This is a genomic window from Streptomyces sp. H27-H1 (assembly GCF_026627445.1).
GTDB lineage: Bacteria > Actinomycetota > Actinomycetes > Streptomycetales > Streptomycetaceae > Streptomyces.
On sequence record NZ_JAPNLJ010000031.1, the window covers coordinates 88,380 to 101,462 of the forward strand.

A 13,083-nucleotide genomic window follows, 5' to 3' on the forward strand; every position below is an offset into this window, starting at 1 on the left:
GGGGTGGCGACCGGTTTCACGAGGTGGGGGCGACCGGCCCGTCCGGGCCCATGACCAGCCGGAACCTGGCCCCGGCCGGGTCGCCTTCAGTGTGCCACCACACGCGAATCCGCCAATGCGCGCCGTCGCCCGGGTAGTCGGCCGAGGTCGCGAAGCGGTGTGCCAATTCAGCGCCTACATCCTGCGCTGTCCTATTTCTTACTTCCGCACCGCTGTGCCAGGGATGCGACTGTACGTTCCACAGCCCGTCGGAGCCTCGGACCTCGATGCGCCACACCGCGACCCAGGGGGTCACCTCCAGCATCGTGTGGACCTGATCGGCCTCCAGGCGCAGCCGCGAGGCGATCGCCTCTTCGGGGACGCCCTGGACGTGGGCGGCCACCACGGCCTGGGGCAGCAGCCGTTCGGGCAGCAGCCCCCGCGTGCGCAGGCCGGTCAGGGAGAGGAAGGACAGGAAGCGCAGCCGCAGTTCGAGCTGGTGGCCGATGTGGTCCAGGGCCTCCTCGGCCTGCTGCGACTCGTCGGAGCCGGGATCGGCGAGCAGCAGCCGCCGGAAGGAGCCCTCCGCGTCGACCGCCCAGGCCACGGATTCCTCGGCGAGGCCCAGCTCCGCGAGCCGGTCGCCGAGGAACACCTTCGCCTGCGCGAGGCCCCGCTGATTGACCGGATCCTCCTGGTCCAGGGCCGCCCAGACCTCCACCGCCGCGAGCGTCAGGTCCCGGGCCCGCTCGCCGGCGGCCCACTCCATGGCGCTCGGGCCGCTCTCGGAGCCGGGGCCCAGGGGGTGCTTCGGCAGCCGCTCCCCGTCACTGAGGGGCCAGGACAGCCAGACGCCCTGATTGATCAGGCCCCAGGCGTACCAGCGGGCGTACTCGGCGTCGTGCCCCGCCGCCTGCTGCGAGAACCGCATCCCCTCCTCGATGGCGGCCAGGGCCCCGGCCCGGTCCCCGCCGGCGAACCGGCGGGCCGCCAGGTCGCTGAGGCGCAGTCCCAGCCGGGCCGCGCACTCGGCGTCGGCGCGGGCCGGCTCGCGCAGGGCGCCGATCAGCTCGGCCAGCAGGGCGTCGGCCTCCGCCGGCTCCGCGTGCGCCGCGCCCGACCGGATCCGTGCCCACTGTTCGTCCAGCCGCAGAACGGCTTCCCGCTGCGCCATGCCGCCCCCCGGCGTCTGTGGTGCGCTCCCCTGTGGAGGCGTCCATCCTCCTGCCGAGCGGGCGTCAGGGGGAAGGGATTCACTCCCAGCGGAACCAGCGTGCGGCGGCGCCCAGGCCGAGTACGGCCCAGCCCGCCAGGATCGCCGCGTCGCCCCAGGGCAGCGCGGCCCCGTGCTGGAGGACCTCGCGCAGCCCGTCGGAGAGCGCGGAGATCGGCAGCAGGCCGAGGATGGACTGGACCGCCCCCGGGAACTTCTCCATCGGCACGATCACCCCGCCGCCGACCAGCAGCAGCAGGAAGACCAGGTTGGCGGCGGCCAGGGTCGCCTCCGCCTTGAGGGTGCCCGCCATCAGCAGGCCGAGCCCGGAGAAGGCGGCGGTGCCCAGCAGGATCAGCACAGCGGCGGACAGCGGGTTGCCGTGCGGGGACCAGCCCAGGGCGAAGGCGATCGCCGTCAGCAGCGCGATCTGCAGCACCTCGGTGACCAGCACGGACAGCGTTTTGGCGGCCATCAGGGCCCAGCGCGGCAGCGGGGAGGCCCCGAGCCGCTTGAGGACCCCGTAGCGCCGGTCGAAGCCGGTGGCGATGGCCTGGCCGGTGAAGGCGGTGGACATCACGGCGAGCGCCAGGATGCCGGGGGCGAGGAAGTCCACCGACTTCCCGGTGCCCCCCTCTCCAGTGGGCACGGTGACGATGTCCACGGCGGAGAAGAGGGTCAGCAGCAGCGCCGGGATGATCACGGTCAGCAGCAGCTGCTCCCCGTTGCGCAGCAGCATCCGGGTCTCCAGCGCGGTCTGCGCCAGGATCATGCGGGACACGGGCGCGGCCCCCGGACTGGGGGTGAACGTACCGGCGCTCATGCGCGCAGCTCCTTGCCCGTGAGTTCCAGAAAGACGTCTTCGAGGGTGTGCCGCTCCACCGAGAGGCTGTCGGGCATCACCCCGTGCTGGGCGCACCAGGAGGCGACGGTGGCCAGCAGCTGCGGGTCGACCTCGCCGGTGATCCGGTACACGCCGGGGTTGAGCTCGGCGGCCCGCGTCCCGTCGGGCAGCGCCTTCAGCAGCGAGCCGAGGTCCAGGGCGGGGCGGCCGGTGAAGCGCAGGGTGTTCTCGGCTCCGCCGCGGCACAGCGCGTCGGGGGTGCCGTGGGCGATGACCTTGCCGGCGTCGACGATGGCGACCTCGTCCGCGAGCTGCTCGGCCTCGTCCATGTGGTGGGTGGTGAGGACGACCGAGACCCCGTCGGCACGCAGTTCCCGTACGAGTTCCCAGGTCGCGCGGCGGGCCTGCGGGTCCAGGCCGGCGGTCGGCTCGTCCAGGAAGACCAGCTCCGGGCGGCCCACGACGGCCATGGCGAGGGCCAGGCGCTGCTGCTGGCCGCCGGAGAGCCGGCGGTAGGAGGTGCGGCCGCAGCCGCCGAGGCCGAGGCGTTCCACCAGGGCGGGGACGTCCAGGGGATCGGCGTAGAGCTTGGCCATGTGGCTCAGCATCTCGACGGCCCGGGCGCCGGAGTAGACGCCGCCGGACTGGAGCATGACGCCGATGCGCGGGCGCAGGGAATCGGCCTGCGTCACGGGGTCGAGGCCGAGGACGCGGACGGATCCGGCGTCGGGGCGGCGGTAGCCCTCGCAGGTTTCCACAGTGGTCGTCTTGCCCGCGCCGTTGGGACCGAGGACCGCGGTGACCGAGGCCCTCCGGACGGTGAGGTCCAGGCCGTCCACCGCGGTTTTGGGGCCGTACCGCTTCACCAGTCCGCGGATTTCCACGGCGGGGTCGTTGCTCATGGGGAGTGAGTCTACGGAGCGGTGGGAGGTGGCCGGGGCGGGGCCTAGGTCCCGCCTCCGAAGGTGCACGGACCTGTGTATTCATGACTTTTTCGTCGGTCCGGGCCCGGGGGAGGGCCCTAACGTCGAATGGTGAACAGCATCGCTCAGAACGTCGAAGCCACCTCGGGGCAGGCCGAGCACAAGGCCCATGACCTCGGGCACCCGCCGCGCTACTTCGTATCGGCGATGCTCGCCGGTGCCTACATCGCCGTCGGGGAGGTGCTGCTCCTGGTCGCGATCTCGCCCTTCGTGGCCAAGGGGTCGCCGGCCGTGAAGCTGCTGGAGGGCGCGGTCTTCCCGATCGCCCTGACCATCGTGATGTTCGCCGGCGCCCAGCTGTTCACCAGCAACGTGATGATCATGCTGGTCGGCGCCCTGTCCGGGCGGACCGGCCGCAGGGACCTCTTCCTCTCCTGGGGGCTCTCGCTGGCCGGGAACCTGGTCGGAGCCTTCGCCTTCGGCGCCATGGTGCACGCCTCGGGCGTGGTTTCCTCGCCCTCCGCGCGGTCCATGCTGACCGAGATGGTGCACGGGAAGACGGCGCTGGGCGGCGGGCAGCTGTTCTGGCGCGCGGTGCTCTGCAACATGCTGGTCTGCCTGGCCATCTGGATGTTCACCCGGGCCCGCGGCGATGCCGCCAAGATTTTCGTCCTGTGGCTGCCGGTGGCTGTTTTTGTCGCCGTCGGATTCGAACACTGTGTAGCGAACATGGCTGTTTTCAGCCTCGCGATCCTGGATGGCTCAGCCGGGTTCGGTGATCTTTTCCGCAATCTGATGTTCACCGTGCCGGGGAACATCGTGGGCGGAGGATTGCTGGTGGGAGCCGTTTACTGGTTCACCGGCGGGGCCCTGCGCGAAGGCGGGGAGCCGGCCTCCCGGTAACGCTCTGTGGATAGATAAGGTAACCCTTAGTGATGGAGGCCACCAGAGGTGGCCTCCATCACGGCTTGTCGGGGCGGGACTAATTACGCAACAATGGCGTTGTGAAATACGGCGAACGGATGAGCGAGGCCCCACAGGGCGAACTCGCGACCGGGGAGCGGTCAACCCGCAACCGGGTCGCGCGGTCGATCCTGGACCACGGTCCTTCCACCGTCGCCGACCTCGCCCAGCGCCTCGGCCTCACCCAGGCCGCCGTTCGCCGCCACCTCGACACGCTCGTCACCGACGACGTGGTCGAACCCCGTGAGCAGCGTGTGTACGGTGCGCGGACCCGGGGCCGGCCCGCCAAGGTCTTCGCGCTGACCGACTGCGGCCGCGATGCCTTCGACCAGTCCTACGACGCGCTCGCCGCCGACGCCATGCGCTGGATCGCGCAGGCCGCCGGGGGCGGGGAGTCGGGCGATGCCGCCGTGGCCGCCTTCGCGAAGGCCAGGCTGACGGCGCAGGCGGAGACCTACCGTGAGGCCGTGGAAGCGGCCGACCCGGCGGAGCGCACCGAGGCCCTTGCCAGGGCGTTGACCGGAGACGGGTACGCTGCTACGGCAAAGAGCGCTCCCGGTCCGCGCAGTGGTGAACAGCTCTGCCAGCACCACTGCCCGGTCGCGCACGTGGCCGAGCAGTTCCCGCAGCTCTGCGAGGCGGAGACCGAGGTCTTCTCCCGCCTGCTCGGGACGCATGTGCAGCGTCTCGCCACGATCGCCCACGGCGACGGGGTGTGCACGACGTTCATTCCGCGAAGCGGAAACGGCGCCGCTGCCACGGGCGCCACACAGACCAATCCCTCAGTATCTGCAAGCACGGCCGGGAGGAACCCCGCATGACCACGGAGACTGCTCACCCTGAGCTCGATGGCCTCGGCACCTACGAATATGGCTGGGCCGACTCCGACACGGCCGGAGCCACGGCCAAGCGGGGTCTGTCCGAAGAGGTCGTCCGCGACATCTCGGCGAAGAAGTCCGAGCCGGAGTGGATGCTGAACCTCCGCCTCAAGGGCCTCAAGCTGTTCGGCAAGAAGCCCATGCCCAACTGGGGTTCCGACCTCTCCGGCATCGACTTCGACAACATCAAGTACTTCGTGCGCTCCACCGAGAAGCAGGCCGCTTCGTGGGAGGACCTGCCGGAGGACATCAAGAACACGTACGACCGCCTCGGCATCCCGGAGGCCGAGAAGCAGCGCCTCGTCGCCGGTGTCGCGGCCCAGTACGAGTCCGAGGTCGTCTACCACCAGATCCGTGAGGACCTGGAGGAGCAGGGCGTCATCTTCCTCGACACGGACACCGCGCTCAAGACGCACCCGGAGCTCTTCCAGGAGTACTTCGGCACGGTCATCCCGGTCGGCGACAACAAGTTCGCCTCGCTGAACACCGCCGTGTGGTCGGGCGGCTCGTTCATCTACGTCCCCAAGGGCGTCAAGGTCGACATCCCGCTCCAGGCCTACTTCCGTATCAACACGGAGAACATGGGCCAGTTCGAGCGGACGCTGATCATCGTCGACGAGGACGCCTACGTCCACTACGTCGAGGGCTGCACCGCCCCGATCTACTCCTCGGACTCGCTGCACAGCGCCGTGGTCGAGATCATCGTGAAGAAGGGCGGCCGCTGCCGCTACACCACGATCCAGAACTGGTCGAACAACGTCTACAACCTGGTCACCAAGCGCGCCGTGGCGTACGAGGGCGCGACCATGGAGTGGATCGACGGCAACATCGGTTCCAAGGTCACCATGAAGTACCCGGCGGTCTACCTGATGGGCGAGCACGCCAAGGGCGAGACCCTGTCCATCGCCTTCGCGGGCGAGGGCCAGCACCAGGACGCCGGCTCCAAGATGGTCCACATGGCGCCGAACACCTCCTCCAACATCGTCTCGAAGTCGGTGGCCCGAGGCGGCGGCCGCACCTCGTACCGCGGTCTGGTCGAGATCGGCGAAGGCGCCCACGGCTCCAAGTCCAACGTGCTGTGCGACGCGCTCCTGGTCGACACCATCTCCCGCTCGGACACCTACCCCTACGTGGACGTCCGCGAGGACGACGTGTCCATGGGCCACGAGGCGACCGTCTCCAAGGTCTCCGACGACCAGCTCTTCTACCTGATGAGCCGCGGTCTGACGGAGTTCGAGGCCATGGCGATGATCGTGCGCGGCTTCGTCGAGCCGATCGCCCGTGAGCTCCCGATGGAGTACGCGCTGGAGCTGAACCGGCTGATCGAGCTGCAGATGGAAGGCTCGGTCGGTTAGTCCCGGCCCGCCTGACGTCCCGCAGTAGATTCTTTAAGGAAGAGAGCAACACGACAGCCATGGCTGAGGCTCAAAACATTCCGGCGGGTTCCACCACTGCCGGCGCGATCGCGGTGGCCGCCGAGTCCACCGTCGCCACCCGGATGAGCGCCCCCCCGTCCTTCGACGTGGCGGACTTCCCCGTGCCCAACGGCCGCGAGGAGGAGTGGCGCTTCACGCCGCTCGCCCGCCTCAAGGGCCTGCACGACGGCACCGCGGTCGCCAACGGCACCATGAAGGCCCAGATCGACGCGCCCGAGGGCGTCACGGTCGAGTCCGTGGAGCGCGGCGACGCGCGCATCGGCAAGGCCGGCATCCCGGTGGACCGGATCGCCGCCCAGGCGTTCTCGTCCTTCGCCAAGGCCACGGTCGTGACCGTGGCCAAGGAGGCCGTCCTGACCGAGCCCGTGCGTGTCTCGCTGCACGGCGAGGGCGGCACGACCTTCGGCCACACCGTCTTCGACGTCCAGGCCTTCGCCGAGGCCGTCGTCGTCATCGACCACACCGGTGACGGCGTGCGCGCCGCCAACGTCGACTTCCTCGTCGGCGACGGCGCCAAGCTCACCGTCGTCTCCGTGCAGGACTGGGACGACACCGCCGTCCACGTCTCCCAGCACAACGCGCTGATCGGCCGCGACGCGACCTTCAGGTCGATCGTGGTCACCTTCGGCGGCGACCTCGTACGCCTCCACCCGCGCGTGGCCTACGCAGGCCCCGGCGGCGAGGCGGAGCTCTTCGGCCTGTACTTCACGGACGCCGGCCAGCACCAGGAGCACCGCCTCCTGGTCGACCACAGCGCCCCGCACTGCAAGTCGAACGTGGTCTACAAGGGCGCGCTCCAGGGCCAGGACGCCCACGCCGTCTGGATCGGTGACGTGCTCATCGAGAAGACCGCCGAGGGCACCGACACCTACGAGATGAACCGCAACCTCGTCCTCACGGACGGCGCGCGGGTCGACTCGGTGCCGAACCTGGAGATCGAGACCGGCGAGATCGTCGGCGCCGGCCACGCCTCCGCGACCGGCCGCTTCGACGACGAGCAGCTCTTCTACCTGCAGTCCCGCGGCATCCGGGCTGACGACGCCCGGCGCCTGGTCGTCCGCGGCTTCTTCGCCGAGCTCGTCCACCAGATCGGTGTCCCTGACATCGAGGAGCGCCTGCTCGCCAAGATCGAGACCGAGCTGCAGGGTTCCGTCTGATGACTTACGTCAAGGCCTGTGCGCTGAGCGAGCTGGAGGAGAACGCCCCCAAGCGGGTGGAACTCGACGGCACGCCGGTGTCCATCGTCCGCGCCGAGGGGGAGGTGTTCGCGATCAACGACATCTGCTCGCACGCGAACGTGTCCCTCTCGGAGGGCGAGGTCGAAGACTGCATGATCGAGTGCTGGCTGCACGGGTCGTCCTTCGACCTGCGCACCGGCAAGCCCTCGGGCCTGCCCGCGACGCGCCCCGTACCCGTATACCCCGTAAAGATCGAAGGGGACGACGTGCTCGTTTCCCTCACCCAGGAGTCCTGAGGTATCCATGGCAACGCTTGAAATCCACGACCTGCACGTCTCCGTCGAGGCCGAGAACGGCGCCCGCGAGATCCTCAAGGGCGTCGACCTCACCGTCAAGCAGGGTGAGACGCACGCCATCATGGGTCCGAACGGCTCCGGCAAGTCGACCCTCGCGTACTCCCTCGCCGGTCACCCGAAGTACACCATCACCGGTGGCACCGTGACCCTCGACGGCGAAGACGTCCTGGAGATGTCCGTCGACGAGCGCGCCCGCGCCGGTGTCTTCCTCGCCATGCAGTACCCGGTCGAGGTTCCCGGCGTCTCGGTCTCCAACTTCCTGCGTACGTCGGCCACCGCCATCCGCGGCGAGGCGCCGAAGCTGCGTACCTGGGTGAAGGAGGTCAAGTCCGCGATGGAGCAGCTCCAGATGGACCCGGCCTTCGCCGAGCGCAACGTCAACGAGGGCTTCTCCGGCGGCGAGAAGAAGCGCCACGAGATCCTGCAGCTTGAGCTCCTCAGGCCGAAGATCGCGATCCTCGACGAGACCGACTCCGGTCTCGACGTCGACGCCCTGCGCCAGGTCTCCGAAGGCGTCAACCGCGTCCGCGCGACCGGCGAGGTCGGCACCCTGCTGATCACGCACTACACGCGGATCCTCCGTTACATCAAGCCCGACTTCGTTCACGTCTTCTCCGAAGGCCGCATCGTTGAGTCCGGCGGCGCCGAGCTCGCCGACAAGCTGGAGGCGGAAGGCTACGAGTCGTACAGCACGAAGGGTGGCGCGACCGCGTGACACAGCTGCCTGGCCTCCTCGACACCGAGGCGATCCGCAAGGACTTCCCCCTGCTGGATCGTGTGGTCCACGATGGGAAGAAGATCGTTTACCTGGACAACGCGGCGACTTCGCAGAAGCCGCGCCAGGTGCTCGACGCGCTGAACGAGTACTACGAGCAGCACAACGCCAACGTCCACCGCGGCGTGCACGTGCTCGCCGAGGAGGCCACGGCGCTGTACGAGGGTGCTCGCGACAAGGTCGCCGCCTTCATCAACGCACCGAGCCGCAACGAGGTGATCTTCACCAAGAACGCCTCGGAGTCGCTCAACCTGGTCGCGAACATGCTCGGCTGGGCGGACGAGCCCTACCGGGTCGACCGCGAGACCGAGATCGCCATCACGGAGATGGAGCACCACTCCAACATCGTCCCGTGGCAGCTGCTCTCGCAGCGCACCGGCGCGAAGCTGAAGTGGTTCGGCCTCACCGACGACGGCCGGCTCGACCTGTCCAACATCGAAGAGGTCATCACGGAGAAGACGAAGATCGTCTCCTTCACGCTGGTCTCCAACATCATGGGCACGGTCAACCCGGTCGAGGCGATCGTCCGGCGCGCGCAGGACGTCGGCGCCCTGGTGCTGATCGACGCCTCGCAGGCCGCTCCGCACATGCCGCTGGACGTGCAGGCGCTCGGCGCCGACTTCGTGGCCTTCACCGGTCACAAGATGTGCGGCCCGACCGGCATCGGCGTCCTCTGGGGCCGCCAGGAACTGCTTGAGGACCTGCCGCCCTTCCTGGGCGGCGGCGAGATGATCGAAACCGTCTCGATGCACTCCTCGACGTACGCCCCGGCGCCCCACAAGTTCGAGGCCGGTACGCCCCCGATCGCCCAGGCCGTCGGCCTCGGCGCGGCCGTGGACTACCTGACCGCGATCGGCATGGACAAGATCGCCGCGCACGAGCACGCGATCACCGAGTACGCGATCAAGCGTCTCTCGCAGGTCCCGGACCTGCGCATCATCGGCCCGACCACGGCCGAGGACCGCGGCGCCGCGATCTCCTTCGTGCTCGGTGACATCCACCCGCACGACGTCGGCCAGGTACTGGACGAGCAGGGCATCGCGGTCCGCGTGGGACACCACTGCGCCCGCCCGGTCTGCCTGCGGTACGGAATTCCGGCGACGACGCGAGCGTCTTTCTATCTGTACTCCTCTCCGGCCGAGGTCGACGCACTGATCGACGGGCTGGAGCACGTACGGAACTTCTTCGGATAAGACGAAGCGACGAAGGCGACGAGGGCGCAGTGAAGCTGGAATCGATGTACCAGGAACTGATCCTGGACCACTACAAGCACCCGCGTGGGCGAGGCCTGCGCGACGGCGACGCCGAGGTGCACCACGTCAATCCGACCTGCGGTGACGAGATCACCCTGCGCGTGAAGTACGACGGCGAGACGCTCACGGACGTCTCGTACGAGGGTCAGGGCTGCTCCATCAGCCAGGCCGGCGCGTCGATACTGAACGAGCTGCTCGTCGGCAAGGAGCTGGGCGAGGCGCGGAAGATCCAGGAAACCTTCCTGGAGCTGATGCAGTCCAAGGGCAAGATGGAGCCCGACGAGGCCATGGAGGAGGTGCTGGAGGACGCGGTCGCGTTCGCCGGTGTCTCCAAGTATCCGGCCCGGGTGAAGTGTGCTCTGCTGAGTTGGATGGCGTGGAAGGACGCGACCGCCCAGGCACTGGGCGACGCCGAGAGGAAGACGGCATGACCGAGAACGCGACGCCCGAGGCGTCCATCAAGCCGGCCACCGAGGAAGAGGTCCGCGAGGCCCTCTACGACGTGGTCGACCCCGAGCTGGGCATCGATGTCGTCAACCTGGGCCTGATCTACGGCATCCACGTGGACGACGCGAACATCGCGACCCTCGACATGACCCTCACCTCGGCGGCCTGCCCGCTGACGGACGTCATCGAGGACCAGGCGAAGTCGGCGACGGACGGCATCGTCAGCGAACTGCGCATCAACTGGGTGTGGATGCCGCCGTGGGGCCCGGACAAGATCACCGACGACGGTCGCGAGCAGCTGCGCGCGCTCGGCTTCAACGTCTGATCCCCGATCGGCGGCCGTCCGACGGCTGAGTGAACAGATGACCCCCGGCACGGGTGTGCCGGGGGTCATCTGTTTTCCCGGCAGCCGGGCCGTGTGCACCGGGAGTTGGCCACAGTGGCCGAATCTTCTCGACGGCCGTCACAACGTGACGGCGCACACGAGAGGACCCTCCGTTGGCCGTTCGCCCTTCACCGGCACGCCGCCTCGGTGCCGTGGGAGCCGCCGGGGCCGCCGCCCTGCTCGCCGCAGGGCTGGCCGCGCCCGCCCACGCCGCCCAGGAAACCGCCGCCGCAGCGACCATCGCGCTCTCCGCCGGGCACCTGTCGGGGGCCGTCGGCGCGACCGGAGACCCGGGCGCCACCGTGGACATCGCGCAACAGGGGACACCCGCCGCCTTCCTCAAGGTCGACGCCCAGTCCTCCAGCAACCCGGCGGTCGCCGGACCCGGCGACGTACGCATCGACCGGACCGGACACGGCGACCGCGAGCTGACCGTCCGCCCGCGGGGCCGGGGCTACACCGACCTGACGGAAGCCGACATCGAGGCCGCCGCCCGGGTCGGCGACACCGTCTACCTGGGCTTCCGCGCCCCGCTCGCGGCCGCCGTGCCCGGCGGCAAGGCGCTGGTCGTGCCCGTCACCAACATCGACCAGGTCGTGGCCGGGGTGGCCAACCCTTTTCGGCGAGCCGCTCGAGATGAACCTCGGCGGGCCGGCGGTTCGTGACATCCGCGAGAACGCGGCCGACCAGTACCTGATCCCGGCCGGCTCCTGGGCGGCGGACGACAACTCCGCCCTCTACGCCCTCTACCAGTGGGACGGCGTCCCGGCCCACGCTCCGGTCAAGCGGGCCGACCTGCCGACCACCGACCCGGGCGGCTGGGAGGCCATCGTGGCGGTCCTGGACCTGTCCGTCGCGGGCGTGCGCGTGCAGCTGGTCACCGACAGCGGCTCCGCCGACCTGTACGGGGACGGCACCGAGGCCAAGGATCTCGGCCGCCCGGAGTCGAAGAAGTCCCGCGCGGCCTGGTTCACGCTGAACTGAGCCCCGCGCACTGCCCGGTGGGCTGCGCCGCCAGATCCTCGCGGCGGATCCGCCGGTGTGTGGAGCCAAGCCCGCGGTGAGCTGCGGGAAGCCGGGACACGCGGATATGTACGGGCGTCCATAACGATGAGTACAGTCGTACGCATGCCCTACATACTGCTCGCCGCCGCCATCGCCGCAGAGGTCGCCGGTACCACCGCCATGAAGTTCAGCGAGGGCTTCACGAAGCTGTGGCCCTCGCTGATCACGCTGGTGGGCTACGTCATCGCCTTCACGCTGCTCGCGCAGACACTGAAGTCGATGTCGGTGGGGACGGCGTACGCGATCTGGGCCGGGGTCGGCACGGCGGCGATCGCCGCGATCGGCATGGTCTTCATGGGGGAGGCCGCGACGGCCGCGAAGATCGGCGGGATCGTGCTGGTCATCGCCGGGGTCGTACTGCTGAACCTTGGGGGGACCACGCACTGATGGCCGGCCGTACCGGTGCCCGGCCGTACTGATGCCCCACCGGGATGTGCGGCGGGGATCAGCGGCGTTACGGCGTGCCGGCCGCCACAAGATCGGTAGGGGAGACATACCTCTGGGTCGAATGGTTGTACGGGGACGGCGCCGGCCCGTGTCCCGCCGCGGTACGACCGGCACGGCGCGGGTGCCTGCCTGTGTACTGTCGTACGCATGCCTCGTCTGTCACCCGCAGCAGCCGCCCGCTGATGGCCGGCTCGGTGCGCCGGTATGACCCGGACCGGCGGGGCCGGATCATCGACGCGGCCATCCGGGTGGTGGGTGCCCGGGGCATCGCGGGGCTGAGCCACCGCAGCGTGGCCGCGGAGGCCGACGTACCGCTCGGCTCCACGACGTACCACTTCAAGACCCTGGACGACCTGCTGGTCGCGGCCCTGCGGCAGGCCAACGAGGGCTTCGCCCGGACGGTGGCCGACTCCGCGGCGCTGGCCGATCCGGACGCGGACCTCGCGGCCGCGCTGGCCGCCCTGCTGGGCGGGTTCCTGGGGGCGGACCGGGCCCGGGCGGAGCTGGAGTACGAGCTCTACCTGGCCGCCCTGCGTCGCCCCGCGCTGCGTCCCGTGGCGGCCGAGTGGTGCGAGGCCGTCTCCGCGGCGCTGTCCGCGCGGGCGGATCCGGCGACGGCCCGTGCGCTGGTGGCGGTGATGGACGGGATCAGCCTGCAGGTACTGCTCAAGGGCGCGCAGTACGACGAGGCGTACGCGCGCGAGGTCCTGCGGCGGGTGCTGCGACCCTGACGGGCGGCCCTCACCGGCGCCCCGGCCGGGGCGCCGTCCAGGGCCCGGGCCCGGGCCCGGGCCGCCGCCCCGGCCGCCGAGGGCTAGGTTCTGTTTCCTGGATCAGGTGCGGAGCCAGATCGTGAGGGCTGCGAGAGTGACTGTTCCGAGGTAGACATAGGCGCGTTTGTCGTAGCGGGTGGCGACTGCCCGGAAGTTTTTGAGGCGGTT

16 protein-coding genes and 1 pseudogene are annotated in these 13,083 nt (G+C 69.7%); 13 read left to right on the forward strand and 4 right to left on the reverse strand.

Translation table 11 applies throughout. The annotated features are described in order from the left end of the window. Positions 1 to 16 precede the first annotated feature (16 nt). The 3 genes from OTB20_RS28375 to OTB20_RS28385 all read right to left on the reverse strand — a co-directional run bounded on the left by OTB20_RS28375 (position 17) and on the right by OTB20_RS28385 (position 2,938). Positions 17 to 1,153: a hypothetical protein gene (locus OTB20_RS28375; RefSeq protein ID WP_267821732.1), complete on the reverse strand. Its 1,137-nt coding sequence runs from the start codon at positions 1,151 to 1,153 to the stop codon at positions 17 to 19. A 79-nt stretch (positions 1,154 to 1,232) separates the two neighbouring features. After that, positions 1,233 to 2,015, reverse strand: a complete 783-nt coding sequence (locus OTB20_RS28380) for an ABC transporter permease (protein WP_267821734.1) — start codon at positions 2,013 to 2,015, stop codon at positions 1,233 to 1,235. Further along, positions 2,012 to 2,938, reverse strand: a complete 927-nt coding sequence (locus OTB20_RS28385; RefSeq protein ID WP_267821735.1) for an ABC transporter ATP-binding protein — start codon at positions 2,936 to 2,938, stop codon at positions 2,012 to 2,014. Before OTB20_RS28385 ends, OTB20_RS28380 begins: the two co-directional genes overlap by 4 nt. Positions 2,939 to 3,070: 132 nt before the next feature. On the opposite strand from OTB20_RS28385, the gene OTB20_RS28390 reads away from it, so the two are divergent. From OTB20_RS28390 to OTB20_RS28445, 13 genes are all read left to right on the forward strand, one after another. Then, positions 3,071 to 3,862 (forward strand): formate/nitrite transporter family protein, encoded by a 792-nt coding sequence (locus tag OTB20_RS28390; protein WP_267821737.1) that lies wholly within the window; start codon positions 3,071 to 3,073, stop codon positions 3,860 to 3,862. Positions 3,863 to 3,981: 119 nt separating this feature from the next. After that, a complete protein-coding gene (locus OTB20_RS28395; RefSeq protein WP_267821739.1) occupies positions 3,982 to 4,743 on the forward strand; it encodes a helix-turn-helix transcriptional regulator in 762 nt (253 codons plus the stop codon). Further along, positions 4,740 to 6,155 carry a Fe-S cluster assembly protein SufB gene (sufB, locus tag OTB20_RS28400; protein WP_267821741.1) on the forward strand — a complete coding sequence of 472 codons (1,416 nt, stop codon included), beginning with the start codon at positions 4,740 to 4,742 and terminating at the stop codon, positions 6,153 to 6,155. The genes OTB20_RS28395 and sufB overlap by 4 nt, the downstream gene beginning before the upstream one ends. A 59-nt stretch (positions 6,156 to 6,214) precedes the next feature. After that, on the forward strand, positions 6,215 to 7,393 hold the full coding sequence (gene sufD / locus OTB20_RS28405) for a Fe-S cluster assembly protein SufD (RefSeq protein ID WP_267821743.1): 1,179 nt from the start codon (positions 6,215 to 6,217) through the stop codon (positions 7,391 to 7,393). Continuing rightward, positions 7,393 to 7,710, forward strand: a complete 318-nt coding sequence (locus tag OTB20_RS28410) for a bifunctional 3-phenylpropionate/cinnamic acid dioxygenase ferredoxin subunit (RefSeq protein ID WP_267752384.1) — start codon at positions 7,393 to 7,395, stop codon at positions 7,708 to 7,710. Before sufD ends, OTB20_RS28410 begins: the two co-directional genes overlap by 1 nt. Before the next feature lie 7 nt (positions 7,711 to 7,717). Next, a complete protein-coding gene (gene sufC, locus OTB20_RS28415; protein ID WP_267821745.1) occupies positions 7,718 to 8,485 on the forward strand; it encodes a Fe-S cluster assembly ATPase SufC in 768 nt (255 codons plus the stop codon). Beyond that, on the forward strand, positions 8,482 to 9,738 hold the full coding sequence (locus tag OTB20_RS28420; protein WP_267821747.1) for a cysteine desulfurase: 1,257 nt from the start codon (positions 8,482 to 8,484) through the stop codon (positions 9,736 to 9,738). The genes sufC and OTB20_RS28420 overlap by 4 nt, the downstream gene beginning before the upstream one ends. A 29-nt stretch (positions 9,739 to 9,767) precedes the next feature. Continuing rightward, positions 9,768 to 10,229 (forward strand): Fe-S cluster assembly sulfur transfer protein SufU, encoded by a 462-nt coding sequence (sufU, locus tag OTB20_RS28425; RefSeq protein ID WP_267752388.1) that lies wholly within the window; start codon positions 9,768 to 9,770, stop codon positions 10,227 to 10,229. Beyond that, positions 10,226 to 10,570, forward strand: a complete 345-nt coding sequence (locus OTB20_RS28430; protein ID WP_073913993.1) for a metal-sulfur cluster assembly factor — start codon at positions 10,226 to 10,228, stop codon at positions 10,568 to 10,570. The genes sufU and OTB20_RS28430 overlap by 4 nt, the downstream gene beginning before the upstream one ends. 212 nt (positions 10,571 to 10,782) lie before the next feature. Then, positions 10,783 to 11,295 carry a hypothetical protein gene (locus OTB20_RS42540; protein WP_324290424.1) on the forward strand — a complete coding sequence of 171 codons (513 nt, stop codon included), beginning with the start codon at positions 10,783 to 10,785 and terminating at the stop codon, positions 11,293 to 11,295. Further along, positions 11,267 to 11,614 (forward strand): hypothetical protein, encoded by a 348-nt coding sequence (locus OTB20_RS42545; protein WP_324290425.1) that lies wholly within the window; start codon positions 11,267 to 11,269, stop codon positions 11,612 to 11,614. Before OTB20_RS42540 ends, OTB20_RS42545 begins: the two co-directional genes overlap by 29 nt. Before the next feature lie 144 nt (positions 11,615 to 11,758). After that, entirely contained in the window at positions 11,759 to 12,082 is a 324-nt protein-coding gene (locus OTB20_RS28440) for a DMT family transporter (RefSeq protein ID WP_267821749.1), read from the forward strand. Positions 12,083 to 12,324: 242 nt separating this feature from the next. Beyond that, positions 12,325 to 12,873, forward strand: a complete 549-nt coding sequence (locus tag OTB20_RS28445; protein WP_267821750.1) for a TetR/AcrR family transcriptional regulator — start codon at positions 12,325 to 12,327, stop codon at positions 12,871 to 12,873. A gap of 102 nt (positions 12,874 to 12,975) precedes the next feature. On the opposite strand, the pseudogene OTB20_RS28450 reads toward OTB20_RS28445, so the two are convergent. Beyond that, positions 12,976 to 13,083 (reverse strand): annotated as a pseudogene (locus OTB20_RS28450) (IS5/IS1182 family transposase); the annotation flags it as partial.

Bases quoted from the DNA above. Each gene is read 5' to 3' on its own strand.
- OTB20_RS28375 (WP_267821732.1), bottom strand. From the start codon at position 1,153: ATGGCGCAGCGGGAAGCCGTTCTGCGGCTGGACGAACAGTGGGCACGG.
- OTB20_RS28380 (WP_267821734.1), bottom strand. From the start codon at position 2,015: ATGAGCGCCGGTACGTTCACCCCCAGTCCGGGGGCCGCGCCCGTGTCC.
- OTB20_RS28385 (WP_267821735.1), bottom strand. From the start codon at position 2,938: ATGAGCAACGACCCCGCCGTGGAAATCCGCGGACTGGTGAAGCGGTAC.
- OTB20_RS28395 (WP_267821739.1), top strand. From the start codon at position 3,982: ATGAGCGAGGCCCCACAGGGCGAACTCGCGACCGGGGAGCGGTCAACC.
- sufB (WP_267821741.1), top strand. From the start codon at position 4,740: ATGACCACGGAGACTGCTCACCCTGAGCTCGATGGCCTCGGCACCTAC.
- sufD (WP_267821743.1), top strand. From the start codon at position 6,215: ATGGCTGAGGCTCAAAACATTCCGGCGGGTTCCACCACTGCCGGCGCG.
- OTB20_RS28410 (WP_267752384.1), top strand. From the start codon at position 7,393: ATGACTTACGTCAAGGCCTGTGCGCTGAGCGAGCTGGAGGAGAACGCC.
- sufC (WP_267821745.1), top strand. From the start codon at position 7,718: ATGGCAACGCTTGAAATCCACGACCTGCACGTCTCCGTCGAGGCCGAG.
- OTB20_RS28430 (WP_073913993.1), top strand. From the start codon at position 10,226: ATGACCGAGAACGCGACGCCCGAGGCGTCCATCAAGCCGGCCACCGAG.
- OTB20_RS42545 (WP_324290425.1), top strand. From the start codon at position 11,267: ATGAACCTCGGCGGGCCGGCGGTTCGTGACATCCGCGAGAACGCGGCC.
- OTB20_RS28440 (WP_267821749.1), top strand. From the start codon at position 11,759: ATGCCCTACATACTGCTCGCCGCCGCCATCGCCGCAGAGGTCGCCGGT.
- OTB20_RS28445 (WP_267821750.1), top strand. From the start codon at position 12,325: ATGGCCGGCTCGGTGCGCCGGTATGACCCGGACCGGCGGGGCCGGATC.